The sequence below is a fragment of the Streptomyces flaveus genome (assembly GCF_014647675.1).
GTDB classification, from domain to species: Bacteria; Actinomycetota; Actinomycetes; order Streptomycetales; family Streptomycetaceae; genus Streptomyces; species Streptomyces flaveus.
This window is the reverse complement of the sequence record NZ_BMPQ01000020.1, coordinates 1-24,538: the sequence shown is the minus strand read 5'-3', so window position 1 is coordinate 24,538 and position 24,538 is coordinate 1. Positions and strand designations below refer to the sequence as shown.

22 protein-coding genes and 1 pseudogene are annotated in these 24,538 nt (G+C 68.4%); 7 read left to right on the top strand and 16 right to left on the bottom strand.

What is annotated here, in order from left to right; translation table 11 throughout:
• Nucleotides 1–37 precede the first annotated feature (37 nt).
• Nucleotides 38–943, top strand: a complete 906-nt coding sequence (locus tag IEZ21_RS30975; protein ID WP_189325177.1) for a LysR family transcriptional regulator — start codon at nt 38–40, stop codon at nt 941–943.
• 31 nt (nt 944–974) lie between these two features.
• Here IEZ21_RS30975 and IEZ21_RS30970 read toward each other — a convergent pair whose 3' ends face one another.
• Nucleotides 975–1,829 carry a phosphotransferase enzyme family protein gene (locus IEZ21_RS30970; protein WP_189325176.1) on the bottom strand — a complete coding sequence of 285 codons (855 nt, stop codon included), beginning with the start codon at nt 1,827–1,829 and terminating at the stop codon, nt 975–977.
• A gap of 200 nt (nt 1,830–2,029) precedes the next feature.
• Between IEZ21_RS30970 and mgt the strand changes: the two genes are divergently transcribed.
• The gene (gene mgt, locus IEZ21_RS30965) at nt 2,030–3,268 is read left to right on the top strand and encodes a macrolide-inactivating glycosyltransferase (protein ID WP_189325175.1); all 1,239 of its coding nucleotides are present in this window, start codon (nt 2,030–2,032) and stop codon (nt 3,266–3,268) included.
• On the opposite strand, the gene IEZ21_RS30960 is transcribed toward mgt, so the two are convergent.
• Complete coding sequence (locus tag IEZ21_RS30960; protein ID WP_189325174.1) at nt 3,240–3,785, bottom strand: DUF1697 domain-containing protein; 546 nt, start codon at nt 3,783–3,785, stop codon at nt 3,240–3,242. The genes mgt and IEZ21_RS30960 overlap by 29 nt on opposite strands.
• A 105-nt stretch (nt 3,786–3,890) precedes the next feature.
• On the bottom strand, nt 3,891–5,099 hold the full coding sequence (locus IEZ21_RS30955) for a S8 family peptidase (RefSeq protein WP_189325173.1): 1,209 nt from the start codon (nt 5,097–5,099) through the stop codon (nt 3,891–3,893).
• Nucleotides 5,100–5,516: 417 nt separating this feature from the next.
• On the opposite strand from IEZ21_RS30955, the gene IEZ21_RS30950 reads away from it, so the two are divergent.
• The 3 genes from IEZ21_RS30950 to IEZ21_RS30940 all read left to right on the top strand — a co-directional run bounded on the left by IEZ21_RS30950 (nt 5,517) and on the right by IEZ21_RS30940 (nt 9,670).
• Entirely contained in the window at nt 5,517–7,790 is a 2,274-nt protein-coding gene (locus IEZ21_RS30950; protein ID WP_189325172.1) for an MMPL family transporter, read from the top strand.
• A gap of 150 nt (nt 7,791–7,940) precedes the next feature.
• Nucleotides 7,941–9,131 (top strand): helix-turn-helix domain-containing protein, encoded by a 1,191-nt coding sequence (locus IEZ21_RS30945; RefSeq protein WP_246568306.1) that lies wholly within the window; start codon nt 7,941–7,943, stop codon nt 9,129–9,131.
• Nucleotides 9,128–9,670, top strand: a complete 543-nt coding sequence (locus tag IEZ21_RS30940) for a PIN domain-containing protein (protein ID WP_189325171.1) — start codon at nt 9,128–9,130, stop codon at nt 9,668–9,670. The genes IEZ21_RS30945 and IEZ21_RS30940 overlap by 4 nt, the downstream gene beginning before the upstream one ends.
• 65 nt (nt 9,671–9,735) lie before the next feature.
• Here the strand turns inward: IEZ21_RS30940 and IEZ21_RS30935 are convergent, their stop codons facing one another.
• The 7 genes from IEZ21_RS30935 to IEZ21_RS30905 form a co-directional block, all read right to left on the bottom strand.
• Nucleotides 9,736–10,911: a hypothetical protein gene (locus IEZ21_RS30935; RefSeq protein WP_189325170.1), complete on the bottom strand. Its 1,176-nt coding sequence runs from the start codon at nt 10,909–10,911 to the stop codon at nt 9,736–9,738.
• Nucleotides 10,912–10,947: 36 nt separating this feature from the next.
• Nucleotides 10,948–12,108, bottom strand: a complete 1,161-nt coding sequence (locus IEZ21_RS30930; protein ID WP_189325169.1) for a hypothetical protein — start codon at nt 12,106–12,108, stop codon at nt 10,948–10,950.
• Between the two features lie 297 nt (nt 12,109–12,405).
• Complete coding sequence (locus IEZ21_RS30925) at nt 12,406–13,929, bottom strand: B12-binding domain-containing radical SAM protein (protein ID WP_189325168.1); 1,524 nt, start codon at nt 13,927–13,929, stop codon at nt 12,406–12,408.
• Between the two features lie 248 nt (nt 13,930–14,177).
• Nucleotides 14,178–14,453: a hypothetical protein gene (locus IEZ21_RS30920; protein WP_189325167.1), complete on the bottom strand. Its 276-nt coding sequence runs from the start codon at nt 14,451–14,453 to the stop codon at nt 14,178–14,180.
• A 9-nt stretch (nt 14,454–14,462) separates the two neighbouring features.
• Complete coding sequence (locus IEZ21_RS30915) at nt 14,463–15,752, bottom strand: ABC transporter substrate-binding protein (RefSeq protein ID WP_189325166.1); 1,290 nt, start codon at nt 15,750–15,752, stop codon at nt 14,463–14,465.
• Entirely contained in the window at nt 15,752–16,585 is an 834-nt protein-coding gene (locus tag IEZ21_RS30910; protein ID WP_189325165.1) for a carbohydrate ABC transporter permease, read from the bottom strand. The genes IEZ21_RS30915 and IEZ21_RS30910 overlap by 1 nt, the downstream gene beginning before the upstream one ends.
• Nucleotides 16,582–17,511, bottom strand: coding sequence for a carbohydrate ABC transporter permease (locus IEZ21_RS30905; protein WP_189325164.1), 930 nt, complete (start codon nt 17,509–17,511; stop codon nt 16,582–16,584). Before IEZ21_RS30905 ends, IEZ21_RS30910 begins: the two co-directional genes overlap by 4 nt.
• Nucleotides 17,512–17,736: 225 nt before the next feature.
• Between IEZ21_RS30905 and IEZ21_RS30900 the strand changes: the two genes are divergently transcribed.
• The gene (locus IEZ21_RS30900; RefSeq protein ID WP_189325280.1) at nt 17,737–17,964 is read left to right on the top strand and encodes a hypothetical protein; all 228 of its coding nucleotides are present in this window, start codon (nt 17,737–17,739) and stop codon (nt 17,962–17,964) included.
• Between the two features lie 3 nt (nt 17,965–17,967).
• Nucleotides 17,968–18,990, top strand: a complete 1,023-nt coding sequence (locus IEZ21_RS30895) for a ketopantoate reductase family protein (RefSeq protein WP_189325163.1) — start codon at nt 17,968–17,970, stop codon at nt 18,988–18,990.
• Between the two features lie 72 nt (nt 18,991–19,062).
• On the opposite strand, the gene IEZ21_RS30890 is transcribed toward IEZ21_RS30895, so the two are convergent.
• From IEZ21_RS30890 to IEZ21_RS30865, 6 genes and pseudogenes are all read right to left on the bottom strand, one after another.
• Nucleotides 19,063–19,800: a sirohydrochlorin chelatase gene (locus IEZ21_RS30890; RefSeq protein ID WP_189325162.1), complete on the bottom strand. Its 738-nt coding sequence runs from the start codon at nt 19,798–19,800 to the stop codon at nt 19,063–19,065.
• A 20-nt stretch (nt 19,801–19,820) separates the two neighbouring features.
• Nucleotides 19,821–20,735 (bottom strand): ABC transporter permease, encoded by a 915-nt coding sequence (locus tag IEZ21_RS30885; RefSeq protein WP_189325161.1) that lies wholly within the window; start codon nt 20,733–20,735, stop codon nt 19,821–19,823.
• Entirely contained in the window at nt 20,722–21,510 is a 789-nt protein-coding gene (locus IEZ21_RS30880; protein ID WP_189325160.1) for an ABC transporter ATP-binding protein, read from the bottom strand. Before IEZ21_RS30880 ends, IEZ21_RS30885 begins: the two co-directional genes overlap by 14 nt.
• 41 nt (nt 21,511–21,551) lie before the next feature.
• Nucleotides 21,552–22,652, bottom strand: coding sequence for an aliphatic sulfonate ABC transporter substrate-binding protein (locus IEZ21_RS30875; protein ID WP_189325159.1), 1,101 nt, complete (start codon nt 22,650–22,652; stop codon nt 21,552–21,554).
• Nucleotides 22,653–22,872: 220 nt separating this feature from the next.
• Nucleotides 22,873–24,228: a sulfate adenylyltransferase subunit 1 gene (locus IEZ21_RS30870; RefSeq protein WP_189325158.1), complete on the bottom strand. Its 1,356-nt coding sequence runs from the start codon at nt 24,226–24,228 to the stop codon at nt 22,873–22,875.
• Nucleotides 24,229–24,230: 2 nt separating this feature from the next.
• Nucleotides 24,231–24,538 (bottom strand): annotated as a pseudogene (locus IEZ21_RS30865) (sulfate adenylyltransferase subunit CysD); the annotation flags it as partial.

The window sequence follows — 24,538 nt, the reverse complement described above, 5'->3', positions numbered from 1 at the left end:
TTCTTAAGCAACCCTTTAGCATCCCTACACTGAGGCAATGGACGAACGGCAGCTGAGGATCCTGCGGGAGCTCGGGGAACTGGGCAGTGTCACCGCCGTCGCCGAGGCGCTGCTGGTGACGCCCTCGGCGATCTCGCAGCAACTGCGGCTGCTGCAACGCGCGATGCCCGTCCCGCTCACCGAGCGACAGGGGCGAAGACTGGTCCTCACCGACGCCGGGCAGGCCCTGGCCGACGCGGCGATCGAGGTGGAGACGGCACTGGAGCGAGCCCGGCACACCGTCGCCGAGTTCGTCGACCGGCCGGACGGCGAGGTGTCGGTGGCGGCCTTCCACAGTGCGGGCTCGGCGTTCTTTCCCCTGCTGCTGCGCGGCCTCGCCGCACCCGGCGGACCTCAACTGGCCCTCGCCGACGAGGACGTCCCGCAGACCGACTTCCCGCCGCTGACCAGGCAGTACGACCTCGTACTCGCCCACCGTCTCGAGCACGCGCCCCCGTGGCCGCGTACGGTGACCGCGACCACGCTGCTGCGCGAACCGCTCGACGTGGCCATGCCCGCCGATCACCCGCTGGCCGTGAAGCGGCGGCTCGTTCCACGCGATGTGGCCGGCCAGCCGTGGATCACCGTGCACGACGGCTTCCCGCTCATGGCCACCATCGAGGCCATCGCCACCGCAGCGGGCCAACGGCTCCATCTCGCCCACCGCATCAACGAGTTCGCCGTCGTCGCCGAGGCGGTCGCCGCAGGCGGAGGCCTCGCCCTGATGCCCCGCTGGACCACACGCCCGCATCCCGAGCTGGTCCTCAAGCCACTCAGCGGCGTACGGGCCCGGCGCCACATCGACGCCCTCTACCGCCCCGAACGCACGGCACGGAAAGCCGTCCGCACGGTTCTGACCGAGCTGCACCGTGCCGCGGACGCGATCCGACGGCAGGACCACTGAACCGGCAGGACCGCTGAACCTCAGCCGGCTCTCAGAACGGATACCAGCGCATGGTCGTGTCTCCCTCCCGCAGCGAGGCCACCCGTCGCTGGAACTCCTCCTGTGCCTTCGGGTTGCTCGGCGCGTGCTGGGCCACCCAGGCGCAGCTGGCCGTCTCGCGTGCCCCGCGCAGTACGGCGCAGCCGTCCCACTCGCGCACGTCCCAGCCGTAGGCGGTCGTGAAGGAGTCGTACGCCTCGGCCGGCAGCCCGTAGCGGTCGCGGGACAGGGCCATGACCACCAGGTCGTGCTCGCGCAGGTCGGCGGAGAAGGTCTCCAGGTCGACCAGGACGGGGCCGTCCGGGCCGACGTGGACGTTGCGCGGCAGCGCGTCGCCGTGGATCGGGCCCGGCGGCAGCTGCGGGGTGAGCGCGGCGGCGGCCGTCGTGAAGCCGTCGCGGCGCACGCGCAGATACGCGGCGTCCGCCGGGTCGATCGCCTCGCCCGCGAGCCGCAGCCAGCGCTCGACGCCGCCCAGCAGCTCGCGGCGCGGCAGGCCGAAGGCGGGGGCGGGCAGGGCGTGCACCCTTTGCAGCAGTTCGGCCAGATCGCGGGGCTCGGCGGGACGTACGGCATCGGGCAGCCGGTGCCACACCGTCACCGGGTGACCGGTCACGAGCCGCGCCTCGGGTGCGGCGGCCCGCACCGCGGGGACGCCCGCCGACGCGAGCCAGAGTGCGACGGCCAGCTCCCGCCGCGCCCGGTCGAGGAGTTCGGCGTCACGCCCCACCTTGACGACCAGGTCACCGGCGGTGAACACGGCGTTCTCGCCCAGCGCGAGCAGCTCCGTGCCGCCCCGCCCGAACCCCGCCCCCGCGAGGACGTCCCGCGCCCGCGCCTCGTCCATCACACGCCTCCCATGGCTGCTCAGTCCGGCATCAGACACGTACGCATCGAGCCCGCGTATACGACGTCGAGATCGCGCCATACGCCGCCCAGTGTCGCATTCGGCCAGGTGGGAGCCCTCACCCGGATCCCGCCACCGGATAGGAGGGGCGTCCGAAAACGGATTGCACGAGACGTATCGTCTCTCGTAGCGTCTCCGTCATGACCACACCTCGCCCCGCCCACATCGCCATGTTCTCCATCGCTGCTCACGGGCACGTGAATCCGAGCCTCGAGGTGATCCGGGAGCTCGTGGCCCGCGGGCACCGCGTGACGTACGCGATCCCGCCCGCCTTCGCCGAGAAGGTCGCCGAGACGGGCGCCGAGCCGAAGCTGTGGAACTCCATGCTGCCGTCCCCCGACGACGACCCCGAGGCATGGGGAACCACCCTCCTCGACAACGTGGAGCCCTTCCTGAACGACGCGATCCAGGCACTCCCGCAGCTCATCGAGGCATACGAGGGCGACGAACCGGACCTCGTCCTGCACGACATCACCTCCTACCCGGCCCGCGTCCTCGCCCACCGCTGGGGCGTCAAGGCGATCTCCCTCTCACCGAACCTGGTCGCCTGGGACGGCTACGAGGAGGAGGTCTCCGAGCCGATGTGGGAGGAGCCGAAGAAGACCGAGCGCGGCCAGGCGTACTACGCCCGCTTTCATGCCTGGCTGGAGGAGAACGGGATCACCGAGCACCCCGACCCCTTCGCCGGCCGCCCCGCGCGCTCCATCGTCCTCATCCCGAAGGCCCTCCAGCCGACCGCCGACCGGGTCGACGAGAGCGTGCACTCCTTCGTCGGAGCCTGCCAGGGCGACCGCTCGACGCAGGGAGACTGGCAGCGGCCGGACAGCGCCGAGAAGGTGCTGCTCGTGTCACTGGGGTCGAGCTTCACCAAGCAGCCGAACTTCTACCGCGAGTGCGTCAAGGCCTTCGGCGACCTGCCGGGCTGGCACATGGTGCTCCAGATCGGCAAGCACGTAGACCCGGCCGAGCTCGGCGCGATCCCCACTAACGTGGAAGTACGGGACTGGGTCCCGCAGTTGGCGATCCTGAAGCAGGCCGACGCCTTCATCACGCACGCGGGCGCGGGCGGCAGCCAGGAGGGTCTGGCCACCGGGACGCCGATGGTCTGCGTGCCCCAGGCCGTCGACCAGTTCGGGAACGCAGACATGCTCCAGGCACTCGGCGTCGCCCGCCACGTACCGACGGAGGAGGCGACCGCTGAGACCCTGCGCGAGGCCGTACTTGCGCTGGCCGGTGACCCGGAGGTGGCCGGGCGGCTCAAGGAGATCCAGGGGCAGATGGCGGCGGAGGGCGGTACGCAGCGGGCGGCGGACCTGATCGAGGCGGAGCTCGCGGCAGTTCAGGGGACCCCTAAGTCCGGGTCAGCTCCGCGAGTTTGACCACGGTGTTCCAGTTGCGGCTGGTGGCGATCACGCCCTTCACCAGCCGCGGCTTCGACAGGGCCTCGGCCAGCTTGGAGCGGCCGAGGCCATCGGGGGCGTACAGGTAGAGGCAGCGGTCGCCGAAGCGGAATTCCTCGGGGAGGAAGGCCTGTTGGTCGATCGACGCGAACCGTTCCGGGACGACCGGCACGGAGAAGTACGTGATGTGCAGCTGCTTGGGCTGGAGTTCGGCGGCCGGGAACGGGCAGGCCTCGAGCACCGCCTGGAGGTACGCGTGGTCGCGGACCAGGACGTCGACGGTGAAGCCGAAGTGCTTCTCGATGGCCGCGGTGATGTCGGCAGCGAGAGTGCCCTCGTCGCCGCCGTCCGCGGTGAAGATCGCGTTGCCGCTCTGGAGGTAGGTGCTCACCCCGCCGAGACCGAGTCCCTCGAGCAGCGTGCGCAGTTCGGCCATCGGCACCTTCTTGCTGCCGCCCACGTTGATCCCGCGCAACAGCGCCGCATACGTCGTCATCCGCACACAATAGAACCGCCGCACACATTAGATCCGCATACGACAAAGCGGCCGCCGTGCCCCGTGGGGGCGAGCACGACGGCCGCGGTCGGTGACGTTACTCGCTTATTCGACGATCTTCAGGAGCTTGTTCGGCGTGCCCGGGGACGCGTTGGAGATCGTGTCCGCGGTCGCGCCGTCGGTGAGCGCCTGGGTGACCGCCGCCGGGTCGGCGTCGGGGTGGCCGGCCAGATAGACGGCGGCGGCGCCCGCGACGTGCGGGGTCGCCATGGACGTACCGGAGATGGTGTTGGTGGCGTCGTCGCCGGTGTTCCAGGCGGAGGTGATCTCCGAGCCGGGGGCGTAAAGGTCCACGACGGAGCCGAAGTTGGAGAAGTCCGACTGCTGGTCGTCCTCGGTGGAGGAGGCGACCGTGATGGCCTCGGGGACGCGGGCCGGTGAACCCTGGCTCGCGTCGGCCGACTCGTTGCCCGCCGCGACGGCGAAGGTGACGCCGGACGCGATGGCCTTCTGTACGGCCGCGTCGAGGGCTTCGTCGACCCCGCCGCCGAGGCTCATGTTGGCGACGGACGGGCCCTCGTGGTTGGCGGTGACCCAGTCGATGCCCGCGACGACCTGCTCGGTGGTGCCGGAACCCTGGTCGTCGAGAACCCGGACACCGACGATCTTCGCCTTCTTGGCGACGCCGTGAGCCTCGCCCGCGATGGTGCCCGCCACGTGCGTGCCGTGGCCGTTGCCGTCCTGCGCGGTGTTGTCGTTGTCGACCGCGTCGAAGCCGTCCGCGGCACGGCCGCCGAAGTCGCTGTGGCTGACGCGGACTCCGGTGTCGATGACGTACGCGGTGACGCCCTCACCGGCGCTGTCGGGGTAGTTGTAGGCGCCGTCGCCCGCGGTCTCGGTCTGGTCGATACGGTCCAGGCCCCAGGAGGGCGGGTTTGCCTGGGTGGCGTCGATGTGGAACTTCTTGTTCTGGACCACCTTGGCGACCGACGGATCGGCGGCCAGCCGCTTGGCCTCGGCCTGCGAAAGGCCGGACGCCGAGAAGCCGTTGACGGCCGAGGCGTACGTGCGCTTCAGGGAACCGCCGTACTCCTGGGCGAGGTCCTTCTTGGCGCCCTTGGTGGCCTTCTCGTCGAGCAGCACGATGTAGCTGCCGGAAACGGCGCCCTTGGCGTCGAGGCCGTAGACCTTGCCCTCGGCCGGGGTTGCGGCGCCGGCGGTGGTCCCGGCGACGAGGCTCACGCCCACCGCGGTGGCGGTGGCGGCTATGGCCGCGGTCAGCTTGATTCTGCGGGCACGCTGGGTTGTTGCCATGAAGAGGGGTCTCCTCGTGGTTTCTGTGGGGGGATTCGTGGGGGGAAAAACTCGCCGCCGGGCACCGAAAGTTACCCGGCGGTTGGCACGAAACCCTGACTGATTGACGCGCGCAGATCAACACCTACATACACCTGTGACACATTCAACAAGTGTTCGCAATAACAAAGGGGTTGAGGGCCGACAGATCGGACGCGGCGTCCGGCGGGCCGGACATGGTGATCGCGCCCCTCCCGTACTCCCTTTACGTGTAGGGGACACCTCCTCCCCAGTGGGGAGGTCACGGGGGCCAAGGGGAGGAGGCGGTCCTCCGTCACTTCACCAGGCAGCACGACGAGACGTCCTTATCCGGCCCATACCGTCGAAGCGAAGGAGGCGGCAGGGGGCCGTCACCTCGGACAAGGGGGCAAGTCCGTCATGGGGAACGGAGATACACGGGTGCGGGGCATAGCCGCCCGGGCCGGCGGCTGGAGTGCCCGGCACCGCTGGGCGGCCGTCGGGATCTGGATGCTGTTCGTCGTCCTGACGATGGGGCTCGGTTCCGCGGCGGGCACGGTCGAGGTCAAGGACAGCGATCAGATCAGCGGCGAGACCAGCCAGGCGGCGACCATCGCCGAAGAAGCGGGCATCGACGAGCCGGCCGGGGAGACCGTGCTCGTCCAGGCCAAGGACTCCGGCATGAAGGCGACGGACGCGGACTTCCGCGCCGCCGTCACGGCCGTGATGCAGGCGGTCGAGAAGACCGGCGAAGTGACGGCCGTGACCTCGCCGTACGAGACGGACACCATCTCCAAGGACGGCCGCAGCGCGCTCGTGCAGTTCGACATGCGCGGCGAGGCGGACACCGCGGGCGAGCGCGTGGAGCCCGTACTCAAGGCCGTCGAAGAGGTGCAGAAGGACCATGAGGCACTGACGATCGAGCAGATCGGCAGCGCCAGCATGATGAAGACGTTCGACGACGCGTTCGGTGAGGACTTCCAGCAGGCGGAGTACTCCGCCGTTCCCGTGGCGCTCGGCATCCTGCTGGTCGCGTTCGGTGCGGTGGTGGCGGCGCTGGTGCCGGTGGCCCTCGCGATCACCGCGATCATCGCGACGATGGGTCTGATGGGCATCGTCAGCCATGTGATGCCCATGAGCGACACCGCCAGCTCCGTGATGCTGCTGGTGGGCCTCGCGGTCGGCGTCGACTACTGCCTATTCTACCTGCGGCGCGAGCGCGAGGAGCGAGCGGCCGGACACGACCCGCAGACCGCGCTCCGTATCGCCGCCGCGACCAGTGGCCGCGCCATCATCGTCTCCGGCGTCACGGTGTGCGTGGCGATGGCGGGCATGCTGTTCACCGGGATCGCCGAGTTCGAGGGGATGGGCCTGGCCTCGCTGATGGTCGTGGCGGTCGCCATGGTCGGTTCGGTGACGGTGCTGCCCGCGCTGCTCTCGCTGCTCGGTGAGCGGGTGGAGAAGGGACGGATCCCGTTCCTGCACCCGGACAAGCGGCGCAAGCGCAAGGACGGTTCGGCGAGCGCCGAGAGCCGGTTCTGGAAGAGCGTGCTGCGGGTGGTGCTGGCGAAGCCCGCGATCTCGCTGATCGTGGCGGCCGGCGCACTGCTGGCCATCGCGGCTCCCGCGCTCGGCATGAAGACCCAGAACCTCACCCTGGACCAGGAGTTCGGCGACTCGCTGCCCATCGTGGCGACGTACGACCGGGTCAACGAGGCCTTCCCCGGCGGCAGCGACCCGGCCGAAGTGGTCGTCAAGGCCGACGACATCAACTCGCCCGAGGTGAAGTCCGCGATCGCCGACTTCCGGACGCAGGCCGTGGAATCGGGTGCCTCGCGCGGCCCGGTCGACGTCAAGGTGCACGACGAGAAGAACGTCGCCTTCGTGTACGTACCGCTGGTGGGCGGCTCGGACCTGGACAAGGCGGAGAAGAGCCTGGAGACCATCCGCGACGAGGTGCGCCCGGCGACGCTCGGCAAGGTCGACGGCCTCGAGGCGCCGGTCACCGGTCAGGTCGCGGGCTCGAAGGACTTCAACGACCAGCTCGCCGGCGCGGTGGCCCCGGTCTTCGCCTTCGTCGTGGTCTTCGCCTTCCTGCTGATGCTGCTGTCGTTCCGCTCGGTGACGATCGCGATCACCGCGATCGTCCTCAACCTCCTTTCGGTGGGCGCGGCTTACGGCATCCTCGTCGGCGTCTTCCAGCACGGCTGGGGTGCCTCACTGGTGGGCGCGGAGGGTGTGGGCGCCATCATCACCTGGCTGCCGCTGTTCCTCTTCGTGATCCTCTTCGGCCTGTCCATGGACTACCACGTGTTCGTGGTCTCCCGGATCCGTGAGGCGCGGCTGAGGGGCCTCGAGACGAAGGACGCCGTCCAGCACGGTGTCGTCACCACGGCCGGTGTCGTCACCAGCGCCGCCGTCATCATGGTCGCCGTCTTCGCGATCTTCGGCACGCTGTCCATGCAGTCCATGAAGCAGATGGGCGTGGGCCTCGCGGCGGCGGTCCTCATCGACGCGACGATCATCCGCGGCGTCCTGCTCCCCGCGGCGATGGCCCTCCTCGGCGAACGCAACTGGTACTTCCCGAAGTGGCTCGACCGCCTCCCGGACCTCACCCACGACGAGTCCCCGCAGGGCCCGGTGTCCGCGCCGCCTCCGCCGCCGGCGGTGGAGGGGGAGAAGGTGGGGGTTTGATCTTCTCGCGGTAGTTCGGTACGTGGCCGGGGTGTGCGCATCCCGGCCACGTTGCTGTGCGCGGGCACCGGCCGTTGCGTACGCCATTGCACGGGTCGACGCTTTGGCCAGTGCGTTGCGATTTTCGCAAGCTGCGGTTACGGTGGGTGTATGAACGAGACTGTGATCGACCGTGTGCGCAGGGTCATGGAAGCAGCCTCGACGAGTCAGGCAGCGTTCGCCGAGAAGGTGGGGCTCACCCCCGACAAGTTGTCGAAGTCGCTGGCCGGGGTGCGCCGCTTCACCTCGCTCGATCTCGCACTGATCGCCGAGACCGGCGGCCGCACGGTGGACTGGCTGCTCACGGGGCGCGAGCCGCTGCGTCCGTCGTTCGCGGCGCGTACGGTCGCCGGATCGGCTCCCCGGCGGGACCGCGTGAGTGATACCGCAAGCCGGTTCACCGAGGCGTACGAGGTGCTGGAGCTGTTGGGAAGACCGCCGGAGCTGCCGCCGCTGCCCTCCGTACGCTCCGACCTCAAGCGATTCGTGGACCAGGGGCAGCGGCTCGCGCAGGACGCCGTCGACGTCCTGACGGCGGCGGCCGGCCCCGGCACCGTGGCCGATCTCGAGACCGACGTACTGATCACGGCGTGCGCCCAACTGTTCGGCGTGGACGTGGCGGTGACGCACCTGCCCGACAGCGTGGACGGGCTCACGTGGCAGACGGACGCCTTTCGGCTCATCCTCATCGGGCCCACGGAGACCTGGACCCGGCAGCGGTTCACGATCGCTCACGAACTCGGCCACATCCTGGCCCGCGACGCCCAGGAGCTCGTCGTGGAGTCACATGTGGCGCCGGGGCGGCAGAAGGATCTGACCGAGGTGCGGGCCAACGTCTTTGCCTCGAATCTGCTGATGCCCGCGCTCGAAGTCCGCGACAGGTTCCGGCAGGTGGCCGACCGGCACGGCAGGCTCACCGACGAGGCGTTCTCCGGGCTGGTAGTGGGCTTCAAGGTCTCGCCCAGCGCGCTGGCCGCACGGTTGAGCCAACTCCGCCTGATCGACGCGAAGTCGGCACCGCACCTCCAGGGATTCACGACTGAGATCTGCCACCTGCTGGCAGGTGCGACTGACGCCTTCCAAAGGCAACTCGCCTGGGCGGCGGCGGAGCGATTCCCCGTACGCCTCGTGACCGCCCTCTACAAGTGCTACGCCGACGGGGAGACGACTCTCCGCCCCCTCGCCTCTCTCCTGGGGATGGACGTGGACCAACTGCACGACCTGCTCGATCCTGCCGAGCCCGACACTCCTGAACTTGCCGACAGTGCGGTGGAAGAAGGGGACCTGATCTTCCAGCCATGAGAATCTGCTGGTTCCCGGACAACACTGTCCTGTGCAACTTCGCGGCCGTCGACCGCGTACCCCTGCTGGAGAAACTGCTCGACGGCCGCGGCCGCTGGACCGAGGCCGTGGCCCACGAGGCCGAGCAGTCCGCCGCCTACCTTCCCCGGTTACGGGACATCGTGGCGGTCGGCATGCTCGGCGAGCCGATCACCATCACGGACCTCGACGAGATCGCCGAGGTCGACCGTCTACGCCGAGCGGTCTTCGGCGGTGTGGCGTCGGTGCCGACCAAACACCTCGGCGAGGCCGAGACCTGCGCACTGATCATCAAGCGCCCTGAGTTCCGCGATTCGGTGTGGATCACGGACGACCGGTCGGCGGCCGCCTTCACGCGACGGCGGGGCATCACCACGAAGGAGACCTTCGACCTCATGAACGAAGCTGTCGTAGAGGGGCTGGTGACTGCCGTGGCCGGCCATGAACTGCTCGGCCGGATGGTGGCCGCCGGGCGTCGTCTGCATCGGGTTTCCGACTGCCCTGATGATTTGCTGCGGTAGGCAGAGAACGCCAACCTCCTGGGGCACCTGGGGCATCGCGGAAGACTTTCTCCTGATCAGGTGGATCAGGAGGCAGCACCTCGTTTCCACACCAGCACCATGCCTGCCTTGGGCAGGATCCAGTCGTCGATGCTGACGCTGACGACACGCGTCGCCGTGAGCCCCGGGCTGTAGTCGACGGAGGCCGGCCGGGTGGCTCCGAAGTAGTCGAGGGCTCTGATGCTGTCGATGTCGTTCACCCCCACGCTCACCGAGTAGTTCGCGCCGAAGGTCGGTCTCGGTACCTCGAAGCTGAGCAGATTGCCGTCCGCCCGCACCTTGGCCACGAAGGAGTACTGGACCCTGATGCTCTCAGCGTCCTCGAACTCGTCGACCGGGACATGGACGAAGAACTCACGCTCGGCCTCGTTCACCCCGACCGGCACTGAACGGCCCGCGAACGACACGGAAGTGAGCGAGAAACCGTCGGTCCAGTCCGCGTCGAACTCGCCCGAGGAGGGGAGGCGCCAGACCCCGCCCAGATCCTGGGCACGGAGCGTTCTGTCGTACTCCTCCCCCCAGGTCGCCACTTTGAAGGCGAACCGTGTGCGGCGTGTGTTGTTGGTGTGGTAGCCGAACTGGAAATAGACGACGTAGTAGTCGTGGTCCCTGCCCCCTGGTGCCGCGCGCTCGATCTCCAGGATTTCGGCGCGGACCACGAGGTTGTGCCAGATCTCCTCCGAGTCGAAGACTCCCAGGCGTAATTTGCGGGCCACCACGGAGCCGAGTTCCGAGCTGCCCGAGCGGAGTCGCACAGCGCTCTCGATGACCCGATCCAGTTCGGCAGGCGACAGCTCCAGCGAGTTTATGTGCCTGCCGACCGCCATGGACCGGACCACCGCTTCGCGGACCATTTCCCGCTCAGTGTCCATGACGCTCTTGACCTGCTCGACGAAGCGGTCGTCCGCGATCTGGTTGAGCAGTACCTGGAAGAGCACGATGACCAGGCCGGTCTGGAAGATGGCGTTACCGATGTCGAACAGATGTAGGCGACTCTGAAGGTTCTCGGCGCCTTTGTTGATGACGTACTGGCCGTCCGCGTCACGGACTATGTAGACAGTTTCCTGCGGCACGGTGATCATGAGAATGATGCCCACGGCCACCGCGAGGAGACCGAGGAGCAGCCCACGGCTGCGGTACAGATCCGTCAGCGCACCACCGAGAGTGCGACGGGAACCCGGCGGCCCGGTAGGTGACCCCACGATCTCCCCCTTCGTCCTTCGTCGACGTGCGGGACGTCAGCGCGGCAGGTAGCGGATGATCGCCGCGACAGATTCTTCCTCCGCGTGCAGATAGCGCTCCATGTTGGAGTACGCGATCCGGTCTCCGTCCTGGACGAACAGGGCCGATTCTGCGCCGAGCCGTTCCAGCAGGGGTGCCCCCACCGTCAGGTCCACTCCGGCGTCCGCGCAGATCCGCTCCACCGTCAGCCCCTTGCGGACGCTGAGCAGCAACAGACATTCGAGTGGTGAGAAGACATGCGTGGACAGATATCCCCGGCACGCGAAATCAAGAACCCTGGACGTCTTGGGATCGGTTTTTCCCCTGGGGAGGTCGAGCTGTTCCACCTGCCCGGTCAGCACGGCATGCTCCGCGTCGTGGATGGCTTTTCGGCCACGCCTGATCAGTTCGGCGAGACCTTCGAGCCCGAAGCGGTCGTAGAGCAGACTGGCCTGCCGCGTGTGGTTCAGATACACCGACCACAATTTCGGCCTTTCCACGCCGTGCCGGCCGTGGACGAGAATGTTTCCGAGCACTTCTTCAGGAAGAATGGAGGAGCCCGCGTAGCAGGTGCCGAGAATCTCGGCGATTCCCTCCTCCAGTCCCATGGCGAAGATATCGGGGTCGATACGGCCGGTGACTGTGTGGACCACTTCGTGCGCGAAGAGCGCCTCACTGTAGAAGGGGCGCAGTTTGTCCCGGCGGAAGTACACTCCGCGAGGGATGTCGAAATTCTCTTCGTCTTCGAGGTCCGGCGCGAAGGCCGACCAGCCGAAGCGGTGGAACGGCTCGGGAAACACGTCAACGATGCGCAGGGGTGCATCCCTCACGTCCAGCCCGAGGTCCACCAGGACGGACTGGACCTGCGGCCCGAAGCGATCCAGCCGCTCTTCCACCGAGGCGAAGTCGTCGACTCGTTCGAGTTCCGACTCGGCCACGAGTCGGAGGTCGCGTGCGATGAGTCTGCGCTCGGCGTCCTCCTCGGTGGAAAGGACTGATTCGGCTGCCGAGTCGAGACGCCCGGCGGCTTCCTGGAGGATGCGCGCGGCCTCCGACGCGGAGTCGGCGCGAGCGTCGGAGCCCATAAAGTCAGTCACATAGGAAGCAAAGCGTTCAATGTTTGCGAAACGGCAGGCACTGAGATAAATTCCTCCGAACAGGTATTCGGAAAATTGCATGGCTGAAAGGCCCCCTCGCCTTGTTTCGGCATCCGTAACCGCCCCGGTCTGACGGGACTCCTATCGTAGCTTATCGGAGCTCCGTCAGACCGTCGCTCAATTCGGCCGTCAGCCGCCGCCGCCATTGCCGTTCACCCACATGTGACCCACCTCCCTTCCCTCCGGAATGTGTATGGTTCTCGTGGCCACCGGAAATAAGTCATCAGGATTGTCCGGAGATTTTCCGCCCGGGTCGTCACCGCCGCCGTTGCCGTGTACCCACATGGAATCCACCTCCTGTGGTTGTTCGCCTGGTTTTCACAGTGACGCAACAGCTTTTCGCAATTCGGTCAGGCGACTATTGGTGTGGGCTGCTATCTCGGTTTCGCAGGCCTGAATCCGTCCGTCCTCGACAGCTTGGAGGCAGTGAAGGGCGGTCTCCAGCAGGGCGCGCGTGACGTCGTCAGCCACCTTCGTGGCGTGGCGGGGGGCACGCATCTCGGCCGGTCCTTCCTGAGCGCGCAGTCGGAACAGAGCCTTGGCTGCGAGAGTCTCCAGCTCCTCGAACGGCCTGAGTACCCTGACGAACGCGTCGTAGAGGGCGGCTACCTGAGGATCCGCGAAATCGTAGTACATGCGGTAGGCATCTTCACGGAAGTCGACCTGCTTTCGCCTGAAGTAGCCGAGAAGGGGTGAACCAGGGTAGACCTCCAGCCGGTTCACGACCCTCCGGTAGCTGCCCACGTTGTTTTCGAGGAGGAAGTCGATATTCGTGCGGATGCCGTCAAGGCCGGACAACGGCTGGAACATGATGAAGCCTACCGAGAATTCGATGTCGGCCTTCCTGAGCAGGGCGATGGCGTCGGCCGCCTGCTGAGGGGTGGTGCGCTTCGCGTACAGCCGTATGTCCTTGTCGTTCGCCGACTCGACACCGATCAGAACATGGCGCAGCCCGACCTCCCGCAGCGTCATCAGCACTGTTTCTTCCAGCTCGCTGATGCGGCACTCGATGGCGAACTTGATGTCCAGCTCATGCTTCCTGATCAGGCCGGCGATCTCATGGGCCCGCTGGACCCCGCGGCTGTCGCCGCCCAGGAAGTCGTCGTCGACGAAGCTGAACATGCGGGCGCCGTAAGTCTGTTGAAGATGCTTGATCTCGGCTACCACATGCTCCGCCGACCGGTACCGCCAGCGTGGTGCCCCGGGGTGGCGGTTCGCGTAGTTTCCCGACTGGCAGAACGAGCAGTGGGCCGCACAACCCCGGCTGGTGCACATCGTCACGTGGCTGTCGGCGTACGCTGCCTCGCGGCCTCCCCGGAACGGAAGAGGCAGCCCATCGAGATCCTCCGTCGGGGGCCTGGGGCCGGTGAACACCAGCCCCTCGTCCAGCCTGACGTAAGTCCCTCGGACGCCCTTCAGGCCTTTGCCCCTGGTGACATGGCGCCATAACTCGGCGACGGACTCCTCGGCCTCATTGAGGCAGGCGGAATCCAGAGCGTCACATTCTTCGAGCATGCGGGCCCAGAGCGAGAACGTGCCTTGCCCGCCGATCGTGATATGGGCCTGAGGTGCCGCCGACCGGAATTTTCGGGCCAGGGCCAGGGCGTCCGGAATTTGCCTGGTGAACAGCACCCCGATCCCGATCAACGAGGCCTGACGGGCCAGATCAAGGATCTCCGTGGAGGGCTTGGCCGGACATTCGTCGACCACCGCAACCTGCGCCCCCTCTCGGAGGAGGGCCGCCGCCACGGAGCGGATTCCCAGGCTCTCCGCCCCGAGGTATTCGTTGTGATCATAGGAAGGTGCGACCAGAAGTGCGTGCCGGACATCGCTGCTCTCCATGGCCCCCGCCTTCAACAGCGCACCGTGCTACGGATGTTATGAGCATGCGGCAGGCCATAAGCCCGGTCAAGGTGGTGTAGAGGCCCGCCGGGCGCACGCCGGGCGCTCCGGCTGGGTGACAGTGACATCTCCAAGTGCAGGACGCATCGCCCTCCGCCGGGCAGACGTCAGCCGCAACTGCCCTTCCTGGTCTCGGTCACGACGACGTCCTCGAGCCGTGCCGAGAGAGATTCAGTCCGCCGCGGATCTCAGAACCACACCCGGTCCCCAGAAGGGCCGAACGTGAGCAGCGGCTCCTTGCTGTCGAGGGTGCCGTTGAAGACGGCGACCTCCTCGTCCAGCGGCTTGACGCACACGAGCTTGCCCCCCAAACCGTAGTCGAATCCGGTGTCTCCCCGGTTCGTGCGGCCGTCGAGGCGCGTCCTGACGCCCTGTCTGCTCCTCCAATTCCGGCCAGTACGAAAATGCTGAAAATCACGACGCACACCAGAGACACCGTGACCGCCGATCGGATCGATGGCCATCGCCTTCCGTCACCTCTGATAGCGCTTGAGCACCAGGTTCCCGTCCTCCACCAGGCGCCCGCGCAGCTCGTCCAGGCCGATCGCCCCGCTGTAGTACTCCTGGAACGCAGGTGTCGCGATCTTGTCCTTCCACTCGGGATAGCCGCGTACGGACTGCGCCGGGGCCGAGCGGAGGTGGGCGGCGAGGGCCGTTCCGGTGGCCCAGTCGTGCTCGGTCGTGTGCAGCGCCGGGTCCTTGAGTGCCTCGGTGCCCGTGGGCAGCATCCAGTCGCCGAGCGCGAGCCGGACCATGTTCTCGGGCCGCAGCAGGAAGTCGATGAACTCTGCGGCCTGCTCCTTGTTCGGGCTGTCCTCCGCGATGGACAGCGTCTGCGGACTCACTCCCTGGGCGAGCCCGTCGGCGCCGGCCGGTGCGGGCAGCACCTGCCAGTCGAAGCCCTTGGGTGCCTGCTGCACGATCTGCTGCCGGTACGAGAAGCCGAGCGGCACCATCGCGTATCTGCCGCCGAAGAAGCCGGGGAGTGTGTCGGAGCCGCTGCTGCCGAGCGTCGAACTCGGCGCGCTGCCATCGGTGTTGACCTGGTCGTGGATGGTCTCTGGCACCACCTCGTCGGCCTCGTCGAAGCGGATCTTCACCTTGCCGTCCGTGCCTTGGTGGAACAGCTGCCCACCGGTCGACAGTGACAGGTTGAGCGTGGCCGAGACGGGCTCCTTGAGCGGCCAGGCCACGCAGTACTTGCCGTCCCCGTTGCTCAGTTCGTCGGTGATCTCCCTGAACTCGCCCCAGCTCCAAGGCCTTTCGGGCGTGGGAATGCGTACGCCGGACTCCTTGAGCCATTTGGCGTTGGCGATCAGGATTCGCGGCTCCTGGAGGAACGGCACCCCATAGATCCCCTCCCCGAACGTCGCCGTCTCCCAACTGCGCTGCGGAATATCGGACTTGAGTCGCTCGGGGAGAAGGTCGGTCAGATCGGCGAGATACCCGCCGTACGCGAAGTCCGCGAGGTCGTCCGAGGCGTCATGGATGATGTCCGGAGCCTCGCCGCCCTCGAAGGAGGTGAGCAGCTGGTCGTGGACGCTCTCCCAAGTCCCCTGTACATACTCGACCTTGACGCCCGGATGCGTGGCGTTCCACTCCTTCACCAGCTCCTTGTTGGCGTCGACGGATTCCTGCTGCCAGGCGAGGGACTGGAAGCGGAGGGTGATGCGGCCGTCCTCCGAGCCGCTGTCGTCGCTGGTGCAGCCACTGATCACCAGGCCCAGCACCACCGCCAATACCACGAGCGGTCTCCTGCGCATCAGCTCTTCACCGCCCCGGCGAGCATGCCGCCCGTGATCCGCTTCTGGATGATCGCGAAGACGACCAGTGACGGCAGGGTCGCGAGGAACGCGGCTGCCGCCAGTGGTCCGAGGTCCGCCACGCCCTCCGCGCCGAGGAAGTGCGTGAGGACGACCGGCAGGGTCTGTTTCTCCGGGGTCTTGAGAAGGATCAGCGCGAAGAAGAACTCGTTCCACGCGCTGATGAACGCGAACAGTGCCGTGGCCACGATGCCCGGCGCGAGCAGCGGCGCAGTGATCGAGACCAGGGTGCGTGCCTTTCCCGCGCCGTCCACCGCCGCGGCCTCCTCCAGCTCGGCAGGCACGGCCCGTACGTATCCGACGAGCATCCACAGCGCGAACGGCAGCGCCCAGACCACGTACACCATGATCAGACCCGGTACGGAGTTGATCAGCCGCAGGCTCTTCAGGACCAGGAACAGCGGGATGATCAGCAGGACGAACGGGAACGCCTGGCTGACCACGACCCAGCCGGTCGCGGCCTTCGCCAGCCGTGTGCGGTGCCGGGCCATGATGTACGCCATCGGGGTCGCGATCAGTACGGCGATCAGCGCCGCGCCTACGGCCGCGACCAGGGAGTTGAGCGCGGCGTCCAGCAGCGGCTGCTCGTCGAAGGCCTGCCGGAAGTTGGCGAGCGTGGGGTCCTTCGGGATCCAGGTGGGGTGCAGGCTCCCCAGTTCGCGCGCCGGCTTGAAGGCGGTGGAGATCAGCCAGAGGAAGGGGAAGGCGAGGAAGACGAGGTACGCGAGGAGGGCGAAGTATTGGCCCGCACGGACGCCTTTGCCGGTCTTCACGCGTCCGCACCTCCTTTCAGGCGGCCGACGAGAAAGACGGCGAGGATCACCGAGATCACCGCGACCAGCACGCAGCCCATCGCCGCTGCGTAGCCGAACTGGCCGTAGCGGAAGGCCTCTTCGTACGCGAACAGCATCGGCAGCCGGGTGCGTCCGCCCGGGCCGCCGCTGGTCAGGACGTACACCAGGGCGAATGAATTGAAGTTCCAGATGAAGTTGAGCGCGGTGATGGCGAGGGCGACCGGTCTGAGGGCGGGCCAGGTGACCGTGCGGAAGCGGCGCCAGGCGCCCGCGCCGTCCATCGCGGCCGCCTCGTGGAGTTCGCGCGGGGTGTTCTGCAGGCCGGCGAGCAGAGCGACCGTCGTCTGGGGCATACCCGCCCAGACGCCAACGACGATCACGGCGGGGAGGGCGGTGGCCAGGCCGCTCAGCCAGTCACGGCCTTGGCCCAGGCCCAGGTCGCGGATGGTCTCGTTGAGGATTCCCGCGTCCGCGTTGTAGACGAGCCGCCACATGATGCCCACGACCACCTCGGGCATCGCCCACGGGATGATCGCGAGGGCGCGTGCCAGCCAGCGCAGTCTCAAGTCCTGGTTGAGCAGAAGCGCGAGGCCGAGCGCGAGCAGGAACTGCGGGACGGTAACCCCGACCGCCCACAGCAGACCGATCCGGAACGAGTGCCAGAACAGCGTGTCGTGCACCAGATCCTGGAAGTTGAGCATCCCGATCCACTGCGTGGGCTCGGTCCGGCCGGACTGCGAGTCGGTGAAGGCCAGCGCGATCCCGTACAGCAGCGGTCCGACGCTGAGGATCAGGATCGGAATCAGCGCGGGCAGCACCAGGAACCAGGCGCCGTGGTCGACGGGCCGGCCCTTTTGCGGCGGACGGGGTTTCGCTGCCCGCTTCGTCGCGCTCGCCAATGTCACGGAATCGGCTCCTTCGGGCGGCTCGTGGGGGTCCGGCCGCCCCGGCGGCCCTGGTCATCGTGCTGGCGGACTGACGTGCCGTCAAGGCAGTGCGCAGGCCCTGGCCAGGGCTCCCACCTGGGCGAATGCGACACTGGGCGGCGTATGGCGCGATCTCGACGTCGTACGCGAGCACACGCCGCGTACGTGTCTGATACCGGACTGAGCAGCCATGGAAGGCGAGTGATGGACGAGGCACGGGCGCGGGACGTCCTCGCGGGGGCGGGACTCGGGCAGGGCGGCGCGGAGCTGCTCGCGCCGGGCCCGATCCACGGCGACGCGCTGCCGCGCAACGTCCACGTCGGCCCGGACGGCCCCGTCCTGTTCGGTACGTGGCCGGGGTGTGCGCATTCAGGCCACGTTGCTGTGTGCGGAATCTTGATGGCGGCTACACGCGGCTGTGGCAGGCTCTGACCCATGCGATACATCATCATCGGAGCGGGGGCGGTGGGCGGGGCGATCGGTGGTCGTCTTGCCGGGGCCGGGTGCGAGGTCGTGTTGGTTGCGCGGGGTGCGCAGTACGAGGCGCTGCGCGAGCGTGGGTTGCGGCTGGTGGTGCCCGATGGGCCGCACGTGCAGCGGTTGACCACGGTCGACGGGCCGTACGCCCTGGGGGAGTTGCGGGCGGACGACGTGCTCGTGCTCGCAGTCAAGACGCAGGACAGTGCGGCGGCCCTGGAGAGTTGGGCTCCGGTCACGGTGGCGGGCGGCGGGACGGCGGGTGAGCGGCTGCCGCTGGTCTGCGCGCAGAACGGGGTGGAGAGCCAGCGGCTCGCGCTGCGCCGCTTCCGGCGCGTGTACGGCATGTGCGTCTGGCTGCCCGCGACCTTTGTCGAGCCGGGCGTCGTGTCCGCCGCCGGCACGCCGCTGACCGGCATCCTGCACCTCGGCCGCTATCCATCCGGCACGGATGAGACGGCCCGCCGTATAGCGGCCGACCTGGAGAAGTCCCGGTTCGAGGCGCCGGTCGTGCCCGATGTGACGCGCTGGCAGTACGCCAAGCTCCTCGGCAACCTCGCGAACGCGATCGAGGCGGTCAGCGGCGTGCTCACCAGCGAGGAGGGGATCGCGCTCTACGACCGCGTCCGCGCCGAGGGCGAGGCCGTGCTCGCCGTGGCGGGCATCGCGTACGCCGGTGACGAGGAGCAGAAGCAGGCCCGCGCGGACAAGATGCGGTTCGAGCCCTTCGACGGCTCCGAGCGTGGTGCCGGCTCCTCCTGGCAGTCGCTCCACCGTGGCACCGGCACGATCGAGGCCGACTACCTCAACGGCGAGATCGCCCTCCTGGGCCGCCTGCACGGCGTACCGACCCCGCTCAACGACCTGCTGCAACGCCTCGCGAACGACTTCGCGCGCGAGCGCAGGGAGGCGGGGTCGATGCCGGTGTCCGAGCTGATACGGCTGGCAGGTGAGGCGGTCGCGTCTGTTCAAGAGGACTGAGCGCCGCTTTTGCTCGGGCAGGGAAGCAGCCGCGGGTCGTCCAGGGAAGAAGCTGCGGGCGTCTGCGGCTGCTCAAGCGCCCAGCGCCGCCAGCACCGGCACCCGCGCCGCGTCGTACCGCTCCAGCAGCACCCGCGCCACCTCCGGCGCCGGCCCCAGCACATCCGCCAGTACGTCCGCCTCGGCCGCGCCCCGCGCGATCCGGTCCGGCAGGAAGCCGGGGGCGAGGACGTACGGGGCCACCGCCACGCGGGCGCAGCCCAGCGCACGCAGCTCGCGTACCGCGTCCTGCGTGCGGGGGAGGGATGCGGAGGCGAACGCAGGCCGCACGGCGCACCAACCGGTGTGCCGCCACTCCCGCGCGATTTCTGCGATCACTGCGATCGCCTCCGGGTCTGTGGACCCCGCCGAGGCCAGCACGACCCCGGTCGAGGACTTGTCGGCCGGGGTCAACCCGGCCTCGTACAGCCGCCGTTCGAGCGCGGCCGTCAGCAGCGGCGACGGGCCGAGTACCTCGGCCTGCCGGATCCGCAGCCGCGACGGTGCCTCCCGCAGCACCGCCGGGATGTCGGCCTTCGCGTGGAAGGCCCGGTTCAGGAGCAGGGGGAGTGCCACCACGTCCCGCACGTCCTCTGCTGCCAGCGACTCCAAGACCGCCGGGACGGACGGGATGTTGAAGTCCAGGAAGCCGGTCTCCACGCGCAGGCCCGGACGCATGGCGCGCACCCGGCGCACCAGGGCGTGCACCGTCGCGGCATGGCGCGGGTCGCGGCTGCCGTGGGCGATGACGAGAAGGACCGGTCGGCGCATGGGACGTGACACTCCCCGGGTCAGCGGTTCGGGAGGAGACCGCGGCTGCGCAGCACCGACCGCTCCAGCGGACTGAAGATCAGCAGGTCGATGGCGATACCGACGATCAGGATCAGGAGGATGGCGAAGAAGACCATGGACATGCTGTTCGCCGTACGGCCGTTCTCCAGCAACTGGCCGAGACCGACGCCCAGTTCCGGCGAGGACGCGATGATCTCCGCGGCCATCAGCGAACGCCACGAGAACGCCCAGCCCTGCTTCAGACCGGCCAGATAGCCCGGCAGCGCGGCCGGCATCACGATGTGCCAGGTCCCGCGCAGGCCCGTCGCCCCGAGCGTACGGCCCGCCCGCAGGAACAGCGGGGGCACCTGGTCGACGCCCGACACCAGGCCGTTGGCGATGGAGGGCACCGCACCGAGCAGGATCACCGCGTACATCATCCGGTCGTTCAGGCCCAGCCAGAGCACGGCCGGCGGCACCCAGGCCACCGACGGCAGTGACTGAAGGCCGGACAGGATCGGGCCGATCGCCGCCCGGACGAACTTCACCCGCGCCACCAGCAGACCCAGCGGCGTACCGATCGCCAGCGCCATCAGGAAGCCCAGCAGTCCGCGCGAGACGCTCGTCCAGATGTACTCGTGGAGCGTGCCCTGCAGCCAGGCGTCCCGGACCTCGCTCCAGACCTCGGACGGCGCGGGCAGCTTGTAGCTGTCGACGACCTCCGCCCACACCAGGATCTGCCAGACCACCAGGACCAGGAGTACGGCGACGACCGGCGGCAGGATCTTGTCGACGAGGGTCTTCCGGAAGGGCGTACGTCCGGTCTGGACCGTCTCCAGGGCGTCCAGGCCCGCTTCGAGCCCGGCGAGATCGTTGCCGCCCCCGGTGGCCTTGCCCCCGGTGGGTTTGGCGTCCGTCGTCTCAGTGCTGGCCATGACGGCGGATCTCCCCACGCAGTTGTTCGGTGATCTCTACGGACAGCTCCGCCACGTCGGCGTCCTCGATACGGCGCGGCTGCGGAATGTCTACCGTCCACTCCCGTGCGATACGGCCGGGGCGCGAGGACAGCAGCACCACGCGCTCGGCGAGTCGCACCGCCTCCCGCACGTTGTGCGTCACGAACAGCACCGACAGGTTCGTCTCGCGCCAGATGCGGGTCAGCTCGTCGTGCAGCACGTCCCGGGTGATCGCGTCGAGCGCCGCGAACGGCTCGTCCATCAGCAGGAGTTTGCTGTCCTGCGCGAGTGCGCGGGCCAGCGCGACCCGCTGCCGCATACCGCCCGACAACTCGTGCACGCGCTTGCCGTACGCGCCCTTCAGCCGGACGAGTTCCAGCAGCTCCTCGGCCTTGTCGCGCCGCTCGGACTTCGCGATGCCCCGGAGCTTCAGGGCGAGTTCGATGTTCTTGCCCGCGGTCAGCCACGGGAAGAGGGCGTGCTCCTGGAACATCAGCGCCGGGCGGCCGTCCGTCGTGATGCCGCCGGCGGACGGCCTGTCCAGGCCCGCCACCAGGTTCAGCAGCGTCGACTTGCCGCACCCGGAGGCTCCCAGGAGGGTGACGAACTCGCCGGGCGCGACATCGAGCGTGATGTCGTCGAGGACGAGCTGCTGTCCGGCCGGGCCGGCGAAGGACTTCGAGACATGCTCGATGCGCGCGGCGTGCGCCACCGACGTACCGGCGTCGGCGGCCTTGGCGAGGGCGGTTGCCATGGTCGTCACCTCCTGGGAACTCAACGGGATGGATTTCGGGCTTACTTGACGCCGAGACCGGCGTCGTCGACTTCGGGCTCGCCCTCGGCCTTGAGGACCTTGTTCAGCGGTGCGAGGTCGTAGATGCCCTTGAGGTCGGGCTTCTCGAGCAGACCCGCGTCGACCGCGTGCCGCGCCTCGGCACCGAGGGTGGCGGCCAGCGGATCGTCGGTGAACCGGATCGACTTCCAGGCCGGATCGATCACTTCGGCCGGCAGCGGCTTGGCGGTCAGCTCCTCGAGCTTGGCGTTGGCGGCGGCCTTCGCCTCGTCCGGGTGGGCGTTGATCCAGGCGTTGGTCTTCACCGAGCCGCGCAGCACGGCCTCGACGACGTCCGGGTGCTCCTTCAGGAACGTCTGCGACACGATGATGTTCGTGATCACGAACTTCTTGTCCGGCCACAGATCGGCCTCGTCCAGCAGCACCTTGCCGCCCTCCGCGACCAGCTTGGACGCGGTCGGCTCCGGCACCCACGCACCGTCCACAGAACCGGACTTGTAGGCATCGGGGGTGATCTTGTTGTCCGTACGCACCACGGACACATCACCCTTGCCGCTCTCAGCGTCGACCTTCCAGCCCTGCTCCGAAACCCAGTTGAGGAACGCCACGTCCTGGGTGTTGCCGAGTTGCGGAGTCGCGATCTTCTTGCCCTTGACGTCCTTCAGGGACTTGATCTTGTCCGGATTCACCACGAGCTTCACACCGCCGGACGCCGAGCCGCCGATGATGCGAAGGCCCTTGCCCTCGGTCGTCGAGTAGCCGTTGATCGCGGGCGACGGGCCGATCCAACCGATGTCGATCGAGCCGGAGTTGAGCGCCTCGATCTCGGCGGGGCCCGCGTTGAACTGCGAGTACGTGGCCTGCGTACCCCCGAGCTCCTTCTGGAGCAGCCCCTTCTCGTCACCGACCAGTGCCGTGGCGTGGGTCAGGTTCGGGAAGTAGCCGATCCTGACGGTGCCGGCGGAGAGCTTCTTGCCGTGGGCGGCGACGTTCGCCGTGCCGTTGTCCTTGGCCTGGGAGCCGTACCCGCAGGCCGGCGCGGCGAGCGCCAGCAGGGGCACGGCCACCACCACGGCGAGGCCGCGGCGGAGGGCGGAGTTCATGGCAGGCAAGGGAGGGGTTCCTCTCGTCGGCCCGGCGGTCACGCTCTCAGGTCGTGGCCGGGGGATCGGCAGGGGGTTTTCGTCGGTACGGGGCGCGCCGGCAATGCGCGTACGCCATCACACACATCGGGCCACCCCGCCCTGCCCGCTTCCGAGAGCACCGCTGCCTACCCGGCCGCCCTCCTTCGCGAACGTCGAGAAGAAGTCATCGGTGGTCATGTCAGAAGTCCCAGCCGTCGTCGTCGGCCGCGGTCTTCACCGGCTCCGGCGAGGCGAAGGACTCGCCGACCATGCCCGCCGTCAGCGTGGTGCCGTCGGCCGGGTCGATCAGGATGAACGAGCCGGTGCGCCGGGAGTCGGCGTATGCGTCGACCGGCAGCGGCTCGGCGGTACGGATCTTCACGCGGCCGATGTCGTTGGCGACCAGGTGCCCCGGGTGCGGGTGCAGGGAGAGGTCGTCGAGAGTCAGCCGGGACGGGATGTCCTTGACGATCGCTTTGACCGTGCGGGTGCCGTGCTTGAGCAGCACACGGTGGCCGATGGTCAGCGCCGCGTCCGCGACGTGGCACACGGTCGCCTCGATGTCCTGCGTGGTCGCGGGCGCGTCCTTGCTGGGCACGATCAGATCGCCGCGCGAGATGTCGATGTCGTCCTCAAGGAGGACCGTCACCGACTGCGTCGTCCACGCCACGTCCACCGGCTCGCCCAGCAGATCGATCCCGGAGATCTTCGACGTACGGCCCGAGGGCAGCACCGTGACCTCCTCGCCGACGCGGAACGCACCGGCCGCGATCTGGCCCGCGTAGCCGCGGTAGTCCGGGTGCTCGGCGGTCTGCGGGCGGATCACGTACTGCACGGGCAGGCGCGCGTGGCAGGTGGCCAGGTCGTGGGTGACCGGGACCGTCTCCAGGTGCTCCAGGAAGGTCGGGCCGCCGTACCAGTCCATGTTCGCGGACGGGTCCACCACGTTGTCCCCGGCGAGCGCCGAGATGGGGATCGCGGTGATCTCGGGGACGCCCAGTTCGGAAGCGTACGCCGTGAACTCCTCGGCGATCGCGGCGAACACGGACTCCTGGTAGTCGACGAGGTCCATCTTGTTGACGGCCAGCACCACGTGCGGGACGCGCAGCAGGGCCGCGATCGCGGCGTGCCGGCGGGTCTGCTCGACGACGCCGTTGCGGGCGTCGACCAGGATCACCGTCAGCTCGGCCGTGGAGGCACCCGTCACCATGTTGCGGGTGTACTGCACATGGCCGGGGGTGTCGGCGAGGATGAACCGGCGGCGGGCGGTGGCGAAGTAGCGGTACGCCACATCGATGGTGATGCCCTGCTCGCGCTCGGCCCGCAGCCCGTCCGTGAGCAGCGCGAGGTCGGGTGCGTCCTGACCGCGGCTGCGCGAGGCGTGTGCGACGGCCTCCAGCTGGTCGGTGAGGACCGACTTGGAGTCGTGCAGCAGTCGTCCGACGAGCGTGGACTTGCCGTCGTCGACGGACCCCGCGGTCGCGAACCGCAGCAGGGTGGTCCCCGACAACTGCTCGACGGACAGCGGCTCGGTGGGTTCGGTGGTGCTGGTCATGGTTAGAAGTACCCCTCGCGCTTGCGGTCTTCCATCGCGGCCTCGGACAGCTTGTCGTCCGCGCGGGTCGCGCCGCGCTCGGTGAGCCGGGAGGCGGCGATCTCGGCGATCACCGCGTCCAGCGTGGTGGCGTCGGAGTCCACGGCACCGGTGCAGGACATGTCGCCCACCGTGCGGTAACGCACCAGGCGCTTCTCGACGCTCTCGCCGTCCTTCGGACCGCCCCAGTCACCGGCGGTCAGCCACATGCCGCTGCGCTGGAACACCTCGCGCTGGTGGGCGAAGTAGATCTGCGGGAGTTCGATCTTCT

Excerpts from the sequence above, each read along its gene's own strand:
- IEZ21_RS30975 (WP_189325177.1), top strand. The coding sequence starts at position 38 with ATGGACGAACGGCAGCTGAGGATCCTGCGGGAGCTCGGGGAACTGGGC.
- IEZ21_RS30970 (WP_189325176.1), bottom strand. The coding sequence starts at position 1,829 with ATGGACGAGGCGCGGGCGCGGGACGTCCTCGCGGGGGCGGGGTTCGGG.
- mgt (WP_189325175.1), top strand. The coding sequence starts at position 2,030 with ATGACCACACCTCGCCCCGCCCACATCGCCATGTTCTCCATCGCTGCT.
- IEZ21_RS30960 (WP_189325174.1), bottom strand. The coding sequence starts at position 3,785 with ATGACGACGTATGCGGCGCTGTTGCGCGGGATCAACGTGGGCGGCAGC.
- IEZ21_RS30955 (WP_189325173.1), bottom strand. The coding sequence starts at position 5,099 with ATGGCAACAACCCAGCGTGCCCGCAGAATCAAGCTGACCGCGGCCATA.
- IEZ21_RS30950 (WP_189325172.1), top strand. The coding sequence starts at position 5,517 with ATGGGGAACGGAGATACACGGGTGCGGGGCATAGCCGCCCGGGCCGGC.
- IEZ21_RS30945 (WP_246568306.1), top strand. The coding sequence starts at position 7,941 with ATGAACGAGACTGTGATCGACCGTGTGCGCAGGGTCATGGAAGCAGCC.
- IEZ21_RS30940 (WP_189325171.1), top strand. The coding sequence starts at position 9,128 with ATGAGAATCTGCTGGTTCCCGGACAACACTGTCCTGTGCAACTTCGCG.
- IEZ21_RS30930 (WP_189325169.1), bottom strand. The coding sequence starts at position 12,108 with ATGCAATTTTCCGAATACCTGTTCGGAGGAATTTATCTCAGTGCCTGC.
- IEZ21_RS30925 (WP_189325168.1), bottom strand. The coding sequence starts at position 13,929 with ATGGAGAGCAGCGATGTCCGGCACGCACTTCTGGTCGCACCTTCCTAT.
- IEZ21_RS30920 (WP_189325167.1), bottom strand. The coding sequence starts at position 14,453 with ATGGCCATCGATCCGATCGGCGGTCACGGTGTCTCTGGTGTGCGTCGT.
- IEZ21_RS30915 (WP_189325166.1), bottom strand. The coding sequence starts at position 15,752 with ATGCGCAGGAGACCGCTCGTGGTATTGGCGGTGGTGCTGGGCCTGGTG.
- IEZ21_RS30900 (WP_189325280.1), top strand. The coding sequence starts at position 17,737 with ATGGACGAGGCACGGGCGCGGGACGTCCTCGCGGGGGCGGGACTCGGG.
- IEZ21_RS30895 (WP_189325163.1), top strand. The coding sequence starts at position 17,968 with ATGCGATACATCATCATCGGAGCGGGGGCGGTGGGCGGGGCGATCGGT.
- IEZ21_RS30890 (WP_189325162.1), bottom strand. The coding sequence starts at position 19,800 with ATGCGCCGACCGGTCCTTCTCGTCATCGCCCACGGCAGCCGCGACCCG.
- IEZ21_RS30885 (WP_189325161.1), bottom strand. The coding sequence starts at position 20,735 with ATGGCCAGCACTGAGACGACGGACGCCAAACCCACCGGGGGCAAGGCC.
- IEZ21_RS30880 (WP_189325160.1), bottom strand. The coding sequence starts at position 21,510 with ATGGCAACCGCCCTCGCCAAGGCCGCCGACGCCGGTACGTCGGTGGCG.
- IEZ21_RS30875 (WP_189325159.1), bottom strand. The coding sequence starts at position 22,652 with ATGAACTCCGCCCTCCGCCGCGGCCTCGCCGTGGTGGTGGCCGTGCCC.
- IEZ21_RS30870 (WP_189325158.1), bottom strand. The coding sequence starts at position 24,228 with ATGACCAGCACCACCGAACCCACCGAGCCGCTGTCCGTCGAGCAGTTG.